The sequence below is a fragment of the Streptomyces sp. NBC_01803 genome (assembly GCF_035917415.1).
Classification (GTDB): Bacteria; Actinomycetota; Actinomycetes; order Streptomycetales; family Streptomycetaceae; genus Streptomyces.
In genome coordinates this window covers 3,547,197-3,560,012 of record NZ_CP109073.1, presented here as the reverse complement: position 1 = coordinate 3,560,012, position 12,816 = coordinate 3,547,197, and the positions used below count along the sequence as shown (strand labels likewise).

Genomic DNA, 12,816 nt, shown 5'->3' with positions numbered 1-12,816 from the left:
TGCTCACGGCGGACCGGGCCGATCCCCGGCGGCCTGGCGGAGGAGGGCGAAGGCGGATGTCGGTCATGCGGCTGCTGGTACTGGGGGCGGTGCGCCAGCACGGTCGGGCGCACGGCTACCAGGTGCGCAACGATCTGGAGTTCTGGGGCGCCCACGAGTGGTCGAGCGCCAAACCGGGCTCGATCTACCACGCCCTGAAGCAGATGGCGAAGCAGGGCCTGCTGCTGGCCCATGACACCGCCAGGAGCACGGCCGGCGGCCCGCCGCGCACCGAGTACGAGCTGACCGAGGCGGGCGAGGAGACCTATCTGGAGCTGCTGCGGGAGTCGCTGCGCGCCCACGACCAGCGCATCGACGTGCTGACCAGCGGCGTCGGCTGCATCGTGGACCTGCCGCGCGCCGAGGCGATCGACCTGCTGAAGGAGCGCGTGGCGGCGCTGGACGCCTGGCGCGAGGAGGTCCTCAAGCACTGGACCCCGCAGGCGACGCCCGCCGAGTGGGGCCACATCGGCGAGATCATGCGGCTGTGGATCCACAACGCCGACAGCAGCGCGGAGTGGACGCGCGGCCTGATCGACCGCCTGGAGAGCGGCGCGTACGTGATGGCAGGCGAAGGCGAACGCAGCATGGACGTGCTCCCCGCCGGGATGGAGAACCCATTCGGCTAGATGCTCCCTCCGGGCGGCTTCTCCAGCCCGGCGACTGGGGGCACCTCCCAGCCGCCAGGCTGGGGGAGGGATGGAGAACCCATTCGGCTAGATGCTCCCTCCGGGCGGCTTCTCCAGCCCGGCGGCTGGGGGCACCTCCCAGCCGCCAGGCTGGGGGAGGGATGGAGAACCCATTCGGCTAGGTGCGCCCTCGGGGCGGCTTCTCCAGCCCGGCGACTGGGGGAGGGATCAGGGAACCCGTTCGGGCAGGTCCTGTCGGCTTAGAACGGGAACGTGGTACGGCCGTGCTGGATGGTGATGGTCTTGGTCGTGGTGAACGCCTCGACCGTGGCCTCGCCGTTGAGCCGGTCCATGCCCGAGCACTTCGCCCCGCCGAAGGAGACCAGGGGCTCGTCCGCGACGGTCGAGTCGTTGACATGGATCATGCCGGTATCGATCCGCTGGGCGAGCCGCACCCCGCGCTCGGTGTCGGCCGTGTGCACCGCGCCGCTGAGGCCGTAGGGCGTCGCGTTGGCGAGGCGGACCGCCTCGTCCTCGCCGTCGAAGGGGATGAGCAGCGCGACCGGGCCCATGATCTCGCGCGCCAGCAGGGTGGAGTCCTCGGGGACGCCGGTGAGCACGGTCGGCGGGACCACGTTGCCCACCGTAGCGCCGCCGACGAGCGGGGTCGCGCCCTCGCGGACCGCCTCCTCGATCATCGCGGTGACGGACTCGGCCTGGGCGGGGCTGATGAGCGGGCCGATCTGGACCTCCGGATCGGCCGGGTCGCCGGTCCGCAGCGCGCGCACCCTGGCGGTGAACTTCTCGGTGAACTCGGCCAGCACCGAGCGGTCCACCAGCACCCGGTTGGCCGCCATGCACACCTGCCCCTGGTGGATGAAGCGGCTGAAGACGGCGGCGTCCACCGCGTAGTCCACGTCGGCGTCGTCCAGCACGATCAGCGCGCTGTTGCCGCCCAGCTCCAGCACGCACCTCTTGAATCCGGCGGCGGCGACCGTGGCGACGTGGCGGCCGACCTTGTCGGAGCCGGTGAAGGAGATGACGCGCGGCACCGGGTGCTCGATGAGCGCGTCGCCGATCTCGGCGATGTCGGTGATGACGACGTTGAGCAGGCCGGGCGGCAGGCCCGCCGCCTCGAAGATCCGCGCGATCAGCGCCCCGCCCGTCATCGGGGAGTGCTGATGGGGCTTGAGGACCACCGCGTTGCCCAGGGCCAGGGCCGGGGCGACGGACTTCATGGCCAGGAAGAGCGGGAAGTTGAACGGTGAGATCACGCAGACGGTGCCCACCGGCAGCCGGTAGACGCGGTTCTCCTTGCCGTCGGTCAGGGAAGGCAGGATGCGTCCCTCGGTCCGGGTGGCCCAGTGTGTGGACTCCCGCAGTATCTCCTTGACCAGCGCGATCTCGAAGGCCGCCTTGAGGTGGGTGCCGCCGAGCTCGGCCACGATCAGCTCGGTGAACTCGGCCTCGCGCTCCTCGACGACGCGGATCGCCCGCTCGAACACCCGCCTGCGGACATAGGGGTTGGTCCGTGCCCAGGCGCTCTGCGCGCGCTCGGCCGCCCGGTACGCCTCGTCCACCTCGTCGGCCGTGGCCACGGTGATGGCGGCCAGCTTGTCGCCGGTATAGGGGTTGAAGTCGATGATGTCCCACGACCCGCGGCCGGGGCGCCACTCACCCGCGATGTACTGGAGAGCGAGATCCGAGAACGAAGCCATCGCAGCCATGGACCGTTATTCTACGCGCGACAACCGCCTTTTGGCTTAAAGAACTTGACGAATCTCGGTGAGCAGCCTCCGGGTCGCTCCCGGGTCCAGCGTCTCCTGGGTCAGCCGGTCGAGCACCCGCTGGTAGGCGGCGACCTCCTCGCGCTTGTCGAGGTAGAGGGCCCCGGTGAGCTGTTCCAGGTAGACCAGGTCGGGCAGTTCTTCCTCGGCGAAGCGCAGCAGGGTGAACGCGCCGGACTCCGCGACGTGCCCGCCGCTGGCGAACGCGGCGATCTGGAGGGTGATGTTGGGGTACTCGGAGAACTCCAGGAGCATCCGGAGCTGTTCGTCCATCACCTGGCGCCCGCCGAAGGAGCGGCGCAGCGCGGCCTCGTCCAGGACGCAGTGCAGGTGCGGCGCGTTCTCCGAGACCAGCAGCTTCTGGCGGCCGAGGCGCAGCGCGATGCGCCGGTCCACCTCGGGCTTGGGCAGCCGACCCTGGTGGCCGCTGACCATGACGGCATGGGCGTAGTCCTCGGTCTGGAGCAACCCGTGGACGAACTGGAGCTCATAGGTGCCGATCCGCTCGGCGGCGGCCTCCAGTCCGACGTAGGTCTGGAACCAACTCGGCAGCACGTCGCTGTAGCTGTGCCACCAGCCGGCCTGGCCCGAGGAACGCGCGAGGCCGAGCAGCGGCTCGCGCTCGGCCTCGTCGGTCACGCCGTACAGGGTCAGGAGATCGGCGACGTCCCGCGGTTTGAAGCTCACCCGCCCCAGCTCCATCCTGCTGATCTTCGACTCGGACGCCCGGATCGAATACCCGGCTTCCTCCCGGGTCACTCCGCATGCCTCACGGAGCCGGCGCAACTGTGAGCCGAGCAGGATGCGGCGCACCATCGAGCCACCCGGAACGGCTCCGCCGGCGGCGCCGGAGCTCAGTCCCCCCGCCATCCGCTGAGTATTCATACGTTCAACTACCCTCCGGTTCTCCGAAGGAAGTCTGCCACCTCCGTGCTTCGTTCGGTGTGCGGTTGATTACGGTCGATCAAATTTTTTCGTGCACGTGCATCTGCCCTTGCATTTGCCGTAAGCCTTGGGAAGCATGAGTTCCACGCGCCGTGTCACCGGCGTGGCAGTACAACCCCGCCACCATCACGTCGGCGTTGGCGGGGTACGGGGGTGGTTGCCCATGACGTCAGCCGCCGAGGACGACAGTGCCGCCGCAATGCCAGGAGTGTGCCGCGCCATGGGGACCAACGGAACGCCCATGCTCGACCTGTTAGGGCGACAGTTCCTGCCTGCCGACCTGCGAACGCTGTCCAGCACCGCGACCCTCGGCCTGCCACCCCGGCCCGAATCCGTGCGTCAGGCACGCGACTTCACCCGTAACACCCTGCAAGGGTGGCGGCTGCCCGAGCTGTTCGACGGGGTCGCGCTGGTCGTCTCCGAGCTGGTGACGAACGCGCTGCGGCATGGCGCGCACACCCGGGAGGCGGACTTCGAGCCGGCGGCGCCGTCCACGGTCGAGCTGGAACTCATGCGCTGCGCACGGCGGTTGATATGCGCCGTGCAGGACCCGAGTGACGCCTCGCCGCGCCTGGGCTCGGTGGACGGCTCGGCCGAGTCCGGGCGCGGGCTGCACCTCGTGGAGTGTTTCAGCGACGGCTGGGGCTGGCGCCCGCTGACGGGCGGTCGGCATGGCAAGGTGGTCTGGGCGGTCTTCCAAACCGTCTAGCCGATCAGGTGGTCGAACTCGCCGTCCTTCACGCCACGCAGTAGAGCCTCCATCTCGGCCGGTGTGTAGACGAGCGCCGGCCCTTCGGGGAAGCGCGAGTTGCGCACGGCGACATCTCCGCTGGGAAGCTTGGCGAACTCGGCGCACGTGCCCTGCGAGTTGCTGTGGCTGCTCTTGAGCCACAGGACATCCCGGAGCAGATGTGCGGCGATGCCGTTGTAAGCGTCGGGCACTGGTGTCTCCCGGTCGTGCGGTGCGGCGCAACAGGGGTCCCGGATAGATATGGCCATAGGACCCGACTGTCCACGATCATAACGGTGTTCCCGTGCATATGCACGGGAACAATGCACGTGCACGACGCGGTGTCGCCACGCCGTCACACGTGGTCCAGGCCACCTGTGAGACGGGCCTTGTCCCTCCCCGGTTCCCCGGCGGGAATGAATTGGCGCGAATCAGGCGGCTCCGGCCACGGTGAACACCCCGGAAACAACCGGAAGTTGATCAGGAAACCGGGTCCAGCAGGTCGTCGAACGCGGACGCCAGCCGACGCCAGGCGGCGCGGCCCGCGGCGTACTCGCCGTCGGTGAGCAGGCACGACGCCAGCAGCGCGCGCAGGGCGTCGGCGTCCAGGCCAGGGCCCGTGAAGACCAGGTGCTGCACGCGGTCGCCGCACTCCGGATCCCAGTCGAGCGCGGCGGCGGCCCGGCGCGTGGCCGGGGCCAGCTCCCAGGCGGCGTCCGGCAACGCGGCCAGCCACGGCCCGGTGTTCTCCACGCAGAGCGCTCCACCCGCCGCGTCCCACGACAGCAGCGTGTCCGGGCGGTCGGCCAGCCAGAAACGACCCCGGCTGCGCGGCGCGCCGCAGGTCAGGTCCTCCAGCGCGGCGTACAGCCGACCGGGGTGGAACGGCCGCCGGTGCCGCCAGACCAGCGTGCCGACGCCGTCGTGCTCGGTCTCCTGCGGCAGCTGCGCGGTGGCCGGGTTCAGCCGGGCCGCCGCGGCCTCCACGTCGAACCCGGCGGTGGCCAGCCGCGCGAATCCGGGATCGCCGGCCCGCACCCGGCGCGCGGTCGGGTGGAGCTGGGCAAGCAGCGCGTGGTCGGTCCCGTCCGCCGGCTCCGGGCCCTCGGCCAGCGCCAGCAACGGCGCGTATTCGAGCTGCCGGGCCCAGGTGTCGGCGACGGTCCGCCGGTCGCTCGGAGCGGCGGCGAGCCCGACCTCCGCCAGGTCGTCACCGCACGCCAGATACGGCAGCACCAGCGCGGGGTCGACGGCGGTCACCACACCGCTCAAGCGGAGGCGGTCCGCGCCGTGCTCGGCGATCACCTCGGCCATGGACGCCGGCTCCACCGAGTCCCACAGCTCGACGACGGCGAGCCGGCACGCGCCATCATCGGCCAGCCGGATCAGCTCGGGGACCAGGTCGGCGCGGAGCGCGCAGCAGGCGCAGTCGTTGACCAGCGGGGTCTCGTCGGCGCCCAGGGTGCCCCCGGCGTCGCGCACGGTCCTGGTGACGGTCGACCGGGCGGCCCCGGCCAGGTCGTGGTGGAGGGCGAGGCTGCCCGGCACGGCCCGCAGCAGCCGTGCGACGGCGGTGCGGCGGGCGTCGGCGTGCAGCCCGCCGACCAGCACCACGGGCAGCGGGGCGGCCGGGGCGCGCGGGGTGGGCGACGGCTCCATCAATGGTCCTCGGGCTTCTCGGGCTTCTCACGCCTGCCATAGCGGCGCTGGAACCGCTCCACGCGGCCGGCGGTGTCCAGCACGCGCGCGGTGCCGGTGTAGAAGGGGTGACTGGCCGAGGAGGTCTCGACGTCGACCACCGGGTAGGTCCTGCCGTCCTCCCACTCGATCGTGGTGTCGCTGGTCGCGGTGGACCGGGTCAGGAACGCGAAGCCGGCGGCGCGGTCGCGGAAGACGACCGGCCGGTACTCCGGGTGAATACCGTCCTTCATGGCGGTGCTCCTTACGTGCTCGCGCCTCAGCGCTCTTCGCGGAAGACGACGTGCCGACGCGCGACCGGATCGTATTTCCGCAGCTCAAGGCGGTCGGGATCGTTCCTGCGGTTCTTGCGGGTCACGTACGTGTACCCGGTGCCCGCCGTGGATCTCAGCTTCACCACGGGGCGTATCTCGTCTCTGGCCATGCCGCTACTATACCAAAACGAGAACCATTTTCATTAAGGGAAGGATCACATCGTGGCCGCCCACTGCCAGCTCACCGGCCGACAGCCCCGCTTCGGCAAGACCATCTCCCACTCGCACGTGCGCACCTCGCGCCGCTTCGACCCCAACATCCAGCGCAAGCGGTACTGGCTGCCCAGCGAGGGCCGGTACGTGCGGCTCACGCTCAGCGCCAAGGGGATCAAGACGGTCGACGCCATCGGCGTCGAGGCGGCCGTCGCCCGCGTTCGCGCGCGGGGAGGCCGGGTCTGATGGCCAAGAAGAGCAAGATCGCGAAGAACGAGCGGCGCGAGGAGATCGTCGCGCGGTACGCCGCGCGACGGGCGGAGCTGAAGGCGCTGATCCGCGCCCCGCGGACGCCCGAGGCCGAGCGGGAGGCCGCGTGGCGGGAGCTGCGGCGCCAGCCCCGGGACGCCAGCGCGACCAGGGTGCGCAACCGGGACAGCGTCGACGGCCGCCCACGCGGGCACCTGCGCGCGTTCGGGCTCTCCCGGGTCAACCTCAGGCGCCAGGCGCACGCCGGATTCCTGCCGGGGGTGCGCAAGTCGAGCTGGTGACCCCGGCCCTGAGCGGCGGGCCCGTGAGCGGGCATCACTCCCGCGAGAAGCGTGGCGCGTCGATCCATGGTGCACTGGTGCATGGTGGACAAAAGGGGCTATTGGGGTGATTGAGGTGGCTGGGAACATACGAACCTTCGCCGTGGTCCTGGCGCTCGGAGCGCTGGTGACCGGGTGCGGGAACGATGGCGACAACGGGGACCGGGGCGGCGGCTCGGCCGACCGGGCGGACGTGTCGCCGTTCACCGGCGAGGAGGCGGAGAGCGGTCCGGTGCTCGCGGTCAAGATCGACAACTCGCCGGACGCCCGACCGCACACCGGGCTCGACCAGGCCGACATCGTCTATGTCGAACAGGTGGAGGGCGGCAGCAGCCGGCTGATGGCGGTGTTCTCCAGCCACCTCCCCGATCTCACCGGGCCGGTGCGCAGCGCGCGCGAGTCGGATCTTGAGCTGCTGCGGCAGTTCGGGGAGCCGGCCCTGGCGTACTCCGGGGTGCAGACGAAGCTGAAGCCGCTGATCGCGGACGCCCCGCTCTTCGCGGAGTCGCCGGACGCGGTGCCCGACGCCTATGTGCGCGACGACGCGCGGGAGGCCCCGTACAACCTCTACGTCAAGCCCCAGCAGGTGCTGGACGCGGCGCCCGACGCGAGCGAGGCGTCGGACATCGGCTTCCGCTTCGGGGACGCGCCGGGCGGGGGCGAGCCCACCGAGCGGTACGACGTCAGCTTCCCCGCCGCCGGGTTCTCCTTCACCTGGTCCGCCGACGAGAAGCGGTGGATGGTCGCCATGGACGGCACGGCCACCGACGTGGGCGCGGCGACGGTCGTCGTCCAGGAGGTGACGATCCGGCAGTCCCAATACCACGACGTGCTGGGAAACTTCACGCCCTACACCGAGACGGTCGGCTCCGGCGACGCCACGGTGCTGCGCGACGGGCAGGCGTTCCCGGCCGAGTGGGAGCGGTCGGGCGAGGAGGACGGCACCGAGTTCACGACGCCGGACGGCGACCCGATGCGGTTCGCGCCGGGCCCGGTGTGGGTGGTGCTCGCCGAGAAGAGCGGCTGAGCCCACCACGTGGTCTCGGTCCGGCGCCCGCGAGAAGATGCGTTTTCGCGGGGAGGCGGAACGAACCATGGGTGGCTGGCTGATCGGCGTGGAAACGCCGGCAGGCGGCCGTTTCGCGGTGCCCGCGCTCCGCGGGACCGTGGCCGCGCCTGAGACGCGACGGTGCCGCGCTCCCCCGCGTCGACGATCACCTCGCGGGGGGCGCCGTTGTCAGTGGTGCCGTCCATGATGTACCGCATGACCCGACTCCCTCACGGCGGCCGTCCGGCCCGGCCGTGCGCCCCTGGGCGACGCTTGACTTCAAGTAATGTTGAGCTTCTAGGCTTCCTCCCATGAGCATGGAGATGACCGCCTGGCACGCGCTGTACAACGCCCGCCATGCGAAGGACGACCAACGCCCCTTCACCCGCGAGACGTTCCGCCGTATCGCCCGTTTCGCCCAGCCGCACCGGGCCTCGCTCGTCACGTTCCTGGTGCTCAGCGTCGTCACCGCCCTGCTCGCCGTCGCCACGCCGGTCCTCGCGGGCCGGGTGGTGGACGCGATCGTCGACGACGCCGCCGAGCGCACGGTCGTCGTCCTGGCGCTGCTGATCGCCGCCATCGCCGTCGCCGAGGCCGGGATCGGGCTGCTCGCCCGCTGGCTGTCGGCGCGTATAGGGGAGGGGCTGATCTTCGACCTGCGGACCACGGTCTACGACCACGTGCAGCGGATGCCGATCGCGTTCTTCACCAGAACCAGGACGGGCGCCCTGGTCAGCCGCCTCAACTCGGACGTGATCGGCGCCCAGCGCGCGTTCTCCGGCACCCTCTCCGGCGTGCTGAGCAACGTGGTGATGCTCCTGCTCACCCTGGGGGTGATGCTCAGCATCAGCTGGCAGATCACGCTGCTGGCGCTGGTCCTGCTGCCGGTCTTCGTGCTGCCCGCCCGCCGGACGGGCGCCCGGCTGGCCCGGCTCTCCCGCGAGGCCGCCAACCACAACGCCATCATGTCCACCCAGATGACCGAGCGTTTCTCCGCGCCGGGCGCCACGCTGGTCAAGCTGTACGGCCGGCCGGCCGAGGAGTCCGCCGAGTTCGCCCTGCGGGCCGCACGGGTGCGGGACATCGGCGTGCGCACCGCCATGCTCCAGATGGTGTTCGTCACCGCGCTCACGCTGGTCTCCGCCCTCGCGCTCGCCCTCGTCTACGGCCTCGGCGGCTTCTACGCGCTGCGCGGCAGCCTCGACTCCGGCGCCGTCGTCGCCCTGGCCATGCTGCTCACCCGCCTCTACGCCCCGCTGACGGCGCTCGCCAGCGCCCGCGTCGAGGTGATGAGCGCGCTGGTCAGCTTCCAGCGGGTGTTCGAGGTGCTGGACCTGAAGCCGCTGATCGAGGAGCGGCCGGACGCCCGCGCGGTGCCCGAGGGGCCGGTGTCGGTCGAGTTCGACGCCGTCGACTTCGCCTACCCGGCCGCCGACAAGGTCTCGCTGGCCTCCCTGGAGGAGGTCGCCACGCTGGACACCCGCGGCGGCGAGCAAGTGCTGCACGGCGTCTCGTTCCGCGCGGAGCCGGGCCACCTCGTCGCGCTGGTCGGCTCCTCGGGTGCCGGGAAGTCCACCATCGCCCAGCTCGTGCCGCGCCTCTACGACGCCGACGCCGGCGCCGTGCGGGTGGGCGGAGTGGACGTGCGGGAGCTGACGGCCGAGTCACTGCGCCGGACGCTGGGCCTGGTCACCCAGGACGGGCACCTCTTCCACGACACGATCCGCGCCAACCTGCTGCTGGCCCGGCCGGAGGCGACCGAGGACGAGCTGTGGGACGTGCTGTGCCGGGCCCGCCTCGACGCGCTGGTCGCCGGGCTGCCGGACGGCCTGGACACGGTCGTCGGCGAGCGCGGCTACCGCCTCTCGGGCGGCGAGCGGCAGCGGCTGACGATCGCCAGGCTGCTGCTGGCCCAGCCCCGGGTGGTGATCCTGGACGAGGCGACCGCGCACCTGGACGCCACCTCGGAGGCATCCGTGCAGGAGGCGCTGGCCGAGGCCCTGGCCGGGCGCACCTCGGTGGTCATCGCGCACCGGCTCTCCACGGTGCGGGCGGCCGACCAGATCCTGGTGGTCGAGGCCGGCCGGATCGTCGAACGCGGCACGCACGAGGAGCTGCTGGCGGTCGGCGGGCGGTACGAGGAGCTGTACCGGACGCAGTTCGACACGGCGGAGGAGGCGGCGGACGGGCCGGAGGAGGACGAGGCGGCGGAGGCGGCGGACGGGACCGCCGGAGGGCCGGCCGGAGAGCCGGTCGCACAGCCCGTGGGGCCGGCCGTGCCCGCCTCCTGACACCCCGGCTGACGTCCCGTCGGGTGACGTGCGCCGGACACTACCCCCGGTCGGCGCACTCCGGCGGGCGTCCCGGGTCGCGGGCACACAACATGATCAGTATGACCCTCAGCCTTGATCATCTTCGCCGCTGCACCGTAGCCGTGGACCTCGGTGCCGCCCGTACCCGCGTCTATGTCAAGCAGCACGGCCTGATCGTCGACGAGCCGTCCGTGGTGGCCGTGAACATCACGACCGGCGCTCTGATCGCGTGCGGCACCCCGGCGGAGCGGATGGCCGGGCGCACGCCCGCCAACATCCGCGTCATCCGGCCCATCAACGGCGGCACGGTCGTCGACATCGAAATGGCCCAGCGCATGCTCCGCGCCATGGTCGGCACGAAGCTGCGCCGCATGTGGCGCTTCAAGCCGCTGCTGCGCGCCGCCGTGTGCATCCCGCACGACGCCGACCCACTGGCCCGCCGGGCCTCGCTGGAGACCCTGGTGGGGCTCGGCGCCCGCCGTGTCGAGCTGGTGGACAGCGTCATCACCGCCGGTATCGGCTCCGGCCTGCCGGTGGACGAGCCGGAGGCCACGCTGATCGTGCAGGTCGGCGCCGCGACCACCCAGGTCGCGGTGCTGTCGCTCGGAGAGATCGTCGCCGCCGACAAGGTACAGATGGGCGGCGAGACGTTCGACCGCGCCCTTGTCCAGCACCTGCGCAACCACCACGAGCTGGTGCTGCCCAGCCAGGCCGTCCGCCCGCTGCACGCCGCGCTGGCCGGGGACTTCCCCGAGATCACCGAAGTGAACGGCCGCGACGTGGCCACCGGGCTGGCCCGCACCGTGAAGGTGGACCCGGAGAGCCTGCGGGCCGCCGTGCTGCCGCCGTTCACCGCGCTGCTCGACGCGATCCGGGGCGTGCTGCACCGCTGCCCACCCGACCTGGTCGCGGACCTCGCCGACCGGGGCGTCATGCTGACCGGCGGCGCGGCGGAGCTGCCGGGACTCGTCACCACCGTCCGCGACAACACCGGGATGCCGGTGAACGTCGCGGACCAGCCGGGCCTGTGCGCCGTGCAGGGACTGGGCGCGCTGCTGGAGGGGCGGGTCAGGCCGCCGGCCAGGCCGGGCGCGCGGCCCTCGGGAAAGCCGGCGGGAAAGTCCTCGCTCCGGCCGGGCCGGGGCCGCCGGGCCGCTGCCGCTGCCGCCGCCGCGGCGCATGAGCCGCCGCCCGAGCCGCTGCCGGGGCTGTACGACGACCCGTTCACGGACGCCGACACCGGTGCCGTCGCGGTGGCCGGTCCCGACCCCGTCGCCGAGCCCGTCACAGGGTCCGGGGAGTTCGCCGCACCGGAAGCGGCCCGGTCCTGATCCGCTGACGGCGCCGGCGGCCGGGCGCGCGTACGATGCCCGGCCATGAGCGAACCCGATCCCGTGCCCCGGAGGCGACCGTCGCCGACGGGGCACGGGCAGGTCCCGGTACTGGCCGCCGTGGCACTGGGCGGCGGGCTCGGCAGCGCCGCCCGGTACGGCGCGCTGCGGCTGTGGCCGGTCCCGGCCCACGCGTTCCCCTGGACCACGCTGGCCGTCAACGCCGTCGGCTGCGCGCTGATCGGCGTGCTGATGGTCACGGTCACCGAGGGCCGCCGCCCGGCGCACCGGCTGGTGCGGCCGTTCCTCGGCACCGGCGTGCTCGGCGGGTTCACCACGTTCTCCACCTATACCCAGGACACCGAACGGCTGCTGTCCGCCGGCCGCGCGGCCCCGGCGCTGGTCTACCTCGCCGGGACCCTGGCGGCGGCGCTCGCGGCGGTGTGGCTCGCGTCCGCCGCGACCCGCCGGCTGCTCGTCCCCCGGAGGCTCTCATGACGGCTGAGGTGACGACTGAGGTCACGGCTGAGGTCACGGCGGTGCGGCTGACGCTCCATATGACGGAGACGGACACCTGGCACCACCGCCCGCTGGCCGCCGAGATCGTCCACCGGGCACACCGGGCCGGGCTCGCCGGGGCGAGCGTCTTCCGGGGCGTCGAGGGATTCGGCGGCTCCTGGCGCGTGCACACCGCCAGGCTGCTGTCGTTGAGCGAGGGCCTGCCGGTCGCGGTGGTGATCGTGGACGCCGGGGAACGGATCCGCGCGTTCCTGCCCGAGCTGGCCGAGCTCGCGGACGCCGGGATCGGCCTGGCCACCCTGGAGGAGGTCGAGGTGATCCGCTGGTGAGCTGGTTGCTGGTGGTCGTCGGCGGGATGGCGGGCGCGGTGCTGCGCTACCTGACCGACCGTGCGGTGAACGCGCGGCACGGCACGGTCTTCCCGTGGGGGACGTTCACCGTCAACGTGACTGGCTGCGTCCTCATCGGCCTGCTCACCGGGGCGGTCACGGCGGGCGCGGCCCCGGCCGGGCTGCGGCAGCTCGTCGGCACCGGCCTGTGCGGCGCGTTGACCACGTACTCCACGTTCTCCTACGAGACGTTGCGGCTGGCCGAGGGCGGCGCCCGCCGGCTCGCCGCCGTCAACGCCCTGGTCGGCGCCGGGGCCGGGCTGGGCGCGACGTTCGCGGGGGTCGCGCTGGCCGGAGCGGTGTGGGGCTGACGGTTCGGCCGGCCGCCGACC

The 12,816-nt window shown here is 72.2% G+C and carries 15 protein-coding genes and 1 pseudogene; 10 read left to right on the top strand and 6 right to left on the bottom strand.

The window, feature by feature from the left end:
* The first annotated feature begins 56 nt into the window (after positions 1-56).
* The gene (locus tag OIE51_RS16090; protein WP_326598383.1) at positions 57-668 is read left to right on the top strand and encodes a PadR family transcriptional regulator; all 612 of its coding nucleotides are present in this window, start codon (positions 57-59) and stop codon (positions 666-668) included.
* Between the two features lie 260 nt (positions 669-928).
* Here the strand turns inward: OIE51_RS16090 and OIE51_RS16085 are convergent, their stop codons facing one another.
* A complete protein-coding gene (locus tag OIE51_RS16085; RefSeq protein ID WP_326600653.1) occupies positions 929-2,386 on the bottom strand; it encodes an aldehyde dehydrogenase family protein in 1,458 nt (485 codons plus the stop codon).
* A gap of 45 nt (positions 2,387-2,431) precedes the next feature.
* The gene (locus OIE51_RS16080; RefSeq protein ID WP_326598382.1) at positions 2,432-3,325 is read right to left on the bottom strand and encodes a helix-turn-helix domain-containing protein; all 894 of its coding nucleotides are present in this window, start codon (positions 3,323-3,325) and stop codon (positions 2,432-2,434) included.
* A gap of 295 nt (positions 3,326-3,620) precedes the next feature.
* Between OIE51_RS16080 and OIE51_RS16075 the strand changes: the two genes are divergently transcribed.
* Entirely contained in the window at positions 3,621-4,109 is a 489-nt protein-coding gene (locus OIE51_RS16075; RefSeq protein ID WP_326598381.1) for an ATP-binding protein, read from the top strand.
* Here the strand turns inward: OIE51_RS16075 and OIE51_RS16070 are convergent.
* The 4 genes from OIE51_RS16070 to rpmG form a co-directional block, all read right to left on the bottom strand.
* Complete coding sequence (locus OIE51_RS16070) at positions 4,106-4,342, bottom strand: DUF397 domain-containing protein (RefSeq protein WP_326598380.1); 237 nt, start codon at positions 4,340-4,342, stop codon at positions 4,106-4,108. The genes OIE51_RS16075 and OIE51_RS16070 overlap by 4 nt on opposite strands.
* Before the next feature lie 268 nt (positions 4,343-4,610).
* Complete coding sequence (locus OIE51_RS16065; protein ID WP_326598379.1) at positions 4,611-5,789, bottom strand: CobW family GTP-binding protein; 1,179 nt, start codon at positions 5,787-5,789, stop codon at positions 4,611-4,613.
* Positions 5,789-6,061, bottom strand: a complete 273-nt coding sequence (locus OIE51_RS16060; RefSeq protein WP_326598378.1) for a type B 50S ribosomal protein L31 — start codon at positions 6,059-6,061, stop codon at positions 5,789-5,791. Before OIE51_RS16060 ends, OIE51_RS16065 begins: the two co-directional genes overlap by 1 nt.
* 26 nt (positions 6,062-6,087) lie before the next feature.
* Positions 6,088-6,252 carry a 50S ribosomal protein L33 gene (gene rpmG, locus OIE51_RS16055; protein WP_326598377.1) on the bottom strand — a complete coding sequence of 55 codons (165 nt, stop codon included), beginning with the start codon at positions 6,250-6,252 and terminating at the stop codon, positions 6,088-6,090.
* 52 nt (positions 6,253-6,304) lie between these two features.
* Here rpmG and rpmB point away from each other — a divergent pair, with 52 nt between their 5' ends.
* The 8 genes and pseudogenes from rpmB to crcB (OIE51_RS16015) all read left to right on the top strand — a co-directional run bounded on the left by rpmB (position 6,305) and on the right by crcB (OIE51_RS16015) (position 12,795).
* Positions 6,305-6,541: a 50S ribosomal protein L28 gene (rpmB, locus tag OIE51_RS16050; RefSeq protein ID WP_326598376.1), complete on the top strand. Its 237-nt coding sequence runs from the start codon at positions 6,305-6,307 to the stop codon at positions 6,539-6,541.
* Complete coding sequence (gene rpsN, locus OIE51_RS16045; protein ID WP_326598375.1) at positions 6,541-6,846, top strand: 30S ribosomal protein S14; 306 nt, start codon at positions 6,541-6,543, stop codon at positions 6,844-6,846. The genes rpmB and rpsN overlap by 1 nt, the downstream gene beginning before the upstream one ends.
* 115 nt (positions 6,847-6,961) lie before the next feature.
* Positions 6,962-7,912, top strand: coding sequence for a DUF3048 domain-containing protein (locus OIE51_RS16040; RefSeq protein WP_326598374.1), 951 nt, complete (start codon positions 6,962-6,964; stop codon positions 7,910-7,912).
* Between the two features lie 332 nt (positions 7,913-8,244).
* Entirely contained in the window at positions 8,245-10,224 is a 1,980-nt protein-coding gene (locus OIE51_RS16035; RefSeq protein WP_326598373.1) for an ABC transporter ATP-binding protein, read from the top strand.
* A 101-nt stretch (positions 10,225-10,325) separates the two neighbouring features.
* A pseudogene (locus OIE51_RS16030) lies at positions 10,326-11,321 on the top strand (rod shape-determining protein); the annotation flags it as partial.
* Between the two features lie 300 nt (positions 11,322-11,621).
* A complete protein-coding gene (gene crcB / locus OIE51_RS16025; RefSeq protein ID WP_326598371.1) occupies positions 11,622-12,074 on the top strand; it encodes a fluoride efflux transporter CrcB in 453 nt (150 codons plus the stop codon).
* Complete coding sequence (locus tag OIE51_RS16020; protein WP_326598369.1) at positions 12,071-12,424, top strand: DUF190 domain-containing protein; 354 nt, start codon at positions 12,071-12,073, stop codon at positions 12,422-12,424. Before crcB (OIE51_RS16025) ends, OIE51_RS16020 begins: the two co-directional genes overlap by 4 nt.
* Positions 12,421-12,795 (top strand): fluoride efflux transporter CrcB, encoded by a 375-nt coding sequence (gene crcB, locus OIE51_RS16015; RefSeq protein WP_326598368.1) that lies wholly within the window; start codon positions 12,421-12,423, stop codon positions 12,793-12,795. The genes OIE51_RS16020 and crcB (OIE51_RS16015) overlap by 4 nt, the downstream gene beginning before the upstream one ends.
* Positions 12,796-12,816 lie beyond the last annotated feature (21 nt).